Here is a 2,954-nt window from a genome sequence, read left to right as displayed (position 1 = left end):
CCAAGCTTCAAGAGTTCCCGCGTGCCACCAGTCTCCCACTCGAACTCGCCCGTGTTCTCGACTTGCTCGCTCAAGAGCTGGCCACCCACGAGCCTTCCGCACGCTCCTCCAGTTCAACCCCCACGCGGGTCGGCCTACACGAGGCCCGCGCCGCGCACACTTCCACACGGGCTCAAATGGTCGCCCTGCAAGAGGAGCTAGACTGGACCGTGTACGGCTCGTACAATCTCCTCACCCGTGACGAGGTGGCCCGGACGACCCTGTCCACCACCGCTGAGGCGCCCGAAGTCGTCCTCGGAGAGCGTGCGTTTGAGATCGTGCTTGCCCGCAATATGGCAGCAGGCGAAGTCGAGACCGCTTGGTTTGAGCGCCACGGGTCCACGCCCGTTACCGAGATCCCCGCGCACTGGCCCGACGACTACAAGGCCGTTGTCCAGGCGCGGATCGACATCATCAACTCCCGTAAGGACATCGCGCTCATCGAGCGTCCCGAGTGCAAGCGGCGCTGGGCATCAGAGCCCTGGGAGAAGAAGGAGCAGGAAGCCCTCCGAACTTGGCTGCTGGACAGGTGTGAGGGGGAAGACCTCTGGTTCGGGCTGCGGGACGGGTTCCGGGCTCCGCGGACGCTCACTGTCTCTCAGCTCGCCGATGCTCTCCGTCAGGACGCCGACGTTCAGGCCGTCGCCGAGCTGTACGCCGCTGACCACATGGGCAAGCGGGACGCGACGCTCGCGACGGTGCTGGCGGACATCCTGGCCACCGAGCATGTCCCCTACCTCGCTGCTCTCCGCTACAAGGACTCGGGCCTGCGCAAGCGCGCGCAGTGGGAGCAGGTCTGGGACCTCCAGCGCGAGGAGGACAAGACCGGGGACCGGCTCGACATCCCCGTGCCGCCGAAGTACGCGTCCGCCGATTTCCTCAAGACGTCCTACTGGTCGCACCGCGGCAAGCTGGACGTGCCCAAGGAGCGGTTCATCTCCTTCCCGGACGCGTCGCCCGACGCCGATCCCACCCTTCTGCTCGGCTGGGCCGGCTGGGATCACAAGGATCAGGTACAGGCGCTGGTCAACGTGATCAATGACCGTACGGACCAGGCGGGTTGGGGCACCCCGCGGCTGACTTCGCTCATCGCGGGCATCCAGGAACTGATGCCGTGGGTCCACCAGTGGCACGGCGAGCACGATGAGGAGTGGGGGGGCACTCCGGCCGAGGAGTACCAGGCGTACCTGGACGAGCAGCGCAGCAAGCACGGGCTCTCGGAAGACGACCTCACGGCCTGGCGTCCCGAGAAGAAGACACGCGGCCGTGCCAAGAAGGCGGACTGAGCCACGCGTACAAGAAGGCGCCCCACCTCCGGATCGCTTCCGATGGCGGGGCGTCGTTGGATGCGGGCGATCAACCCTGCGCGGCGAACCCCACGAAGGCGGCCCAGCGAGCAGGGGCCACGGACAGTACCGGCCCCGCTTGGTCCTTCGAGTCACGGATACGGACGGTACCGAGGCAGGCTGCGACCTCCACGCACTCGCCGCCCTCGCCGCTGCTGTAGCTGCTCTTGAACCAGGCCGACTCGGGCACCGTCTGCACAGGCGCTTCGACGTTCATCTCTCTCCCAGCAACTTTTCGATGAAGGCCAGCGATTCGCGCGGAGTGAGTGCCTGAGCCCGGAGGAGCCCGTACTCCTCCTCGATCTCCCGGACCGGCTTTCGCTCCGTGTAGAGGCGGCTGTCCTTGTGCGCCTCAACGTACGCGATCCTCTGCCCTTCGTTCGTCTCGATCAAGGTGAAGGGACCGGCCAACGCGGCATGCTCCTCGCGCTCGGTCGTCATGACCTGGATCTCGACGTTTCGGCGCTGTCCGCAGAGCAGGATCTGTTCCAGTTGGCCACGCATGACTCCGCCCCCGCCAAGGGGTCGGTGCAGCAGGGTCTCCTCGATGACGAAGCTGATAGTGGGCAGAGGTGCGCGAGAGAAGATTTCCTGCCTCGCCAGGCGCGCTGTTACCCGCTGTTCGACGGTCTCCTCATCCAAGAGAGGACGCCGCATAACGAAGACCGCCCGCGCGTACTCCTCGGTCTGCAACAGCCCTGGCACCGCCTGGGTCGCGTACACATGCAGCTCGACCGCCTGTGCCTCCAACCGCGCCGCGTCGCGGAAGAACGCCGGGTACTGAGCCCGGGCCACCTCATCCTTGCCGGCCCGCAGCACGCCGCCCGCGTCCAGCAGTTCGTCGGCTTGGTCGATGAACCGTGGCGGTGGGATGCGGCGGCCCTGCTCGAAGGAGGCGATCGTCGACGCCGAGTAGCCGGTCTGCGCTCCCAGTTCCAGCCTCTCAAGGCCCGCCCGCTTCCGGCACAGTTTCAGCTGCCGCCCGAAGACGTGCAGGATGCCCGACCCGGACTCGGCCTCCTGTCCCGGCAGTTGTTCGTGATCCTCCATGCCCGCACCCCTCCGTACCGCCCTGCACACCGACTCGCCTACTGCGTACCGCACTTGCGCGCCCAACGTGCGAGCCGACAGCCGGTCACGCTGCACGCCGCGTACAAGCTCACCGCTGACGCGTACAGCACCGCCGGTCAGCGCGTCGCTCCCCGTAGACGGTATGCGCGAACCGGGCGCTTCGGACTGCGAAGCGAGCAATTCGCCCGTACGGGATGCACGTTGCCCGGACGGGCTTGCGGCCGAATCCCCGCAACCGTCACTCTGGGTACAGTACAGGCAACCGACTGCACGTACCGCGCGAGGAGGCGCTGTGGGGAATCACAGGGGAGAGCCGTCGGACAAGCCGTGGACCCGCCGCCGGAGCCGCCGAGTCCGGACGGCGACAACCCCGGGAAGAAGTAGCGGCACTCGTGGACTTCCGTGACATCTGCGGGGGTGCGGTAGCGGCCAAGGGAGCCTTCCGCGCCGCCTGGGTGCGCGATGCGTTCCATGCCGTGGACCGCGCGCACTTCGTAC

At 67.1% G+C, this 2,954-nt stretch carries 3 protein-coding genes; 1 reads left to right on the top strand and 2 read right to left on the bottom strand.

Annotated elements, in window-relative coordinates; all coding sequences use genetic code 11:
• Positions 1 to 1,325: BREX-2 system adenine-specific DNA-methyltransferase PglX (gene pglX / locus ACRDP3_RS28130; protein WP_431519841.1), on the top strand; the 1,325-nt coding region annotated here is incomplete at its 5' end.
• A gap of 70 nt (positions 1,326 to 1,395) precedes the next feature.
• On the opposite strand, the gene ACRDP3_RS28125 is transcribed toward pglX, so the two are convergent.
• Positions 1,396 to 1,602 (bottom strand): DUF397 domain-containing protein, encoded by a 207-nt coding sequence (locus ACRDP3_RS28125; protein WP_431519840.1) that lies wholly within the window; start codon positions 1,600 to 1,602, stop codon positions 1,396 to 1,398.
• Positions 1,599 to 2,435, bottom strand: a complete 837-nt coding sequence (locus ACRDP3_RS28120; RefSeq protein WP_431519839.1) for a helix-turn-helix domain-containing protein — start codon at positions 2,433 to 2,435, stop codon at positions 1,599 to 1,601. The genes ACRDP3_RS28125 and ACRDP3_RS28120 overlap by 4 nt, the downstream gene beginning before the upstream one ends.
• Between the last annotated feature and the right edge of the window lie 519 nt (positions 2,436 to 2,954).

The organism is Streptomyces sp. (assembly GCF_050698815.1).
Taxonomy (GTDB): domain Bacteria; phylum Actinomycetota; class Actinomycetes; order Streptomycetales; family Streptomycetaceae; genus Streptomyces.
This window is presented reverse-complemented; position numbering and strand designations above follow the sequence as displayed.

What these genes read in the sequence shown, in the direction of transcription:
- ACRDP3_RS28125 (WP_431519840.1), bottom strand. Translation starts at nt 1,602, where the DNA reads ATGAACGTCGAAGCGCCTGTGCAGACGGTGCCCGAGTCGGCCTGGTTC.
- ACRDP3_RS28120 (WP_431519839.1), bottom strand. Translation starts at nt 2,435, where the DNA reads ATGGAGGATCACGAACAACTGCCGGGACAGGAGGCCGAGTCCGGGTCG.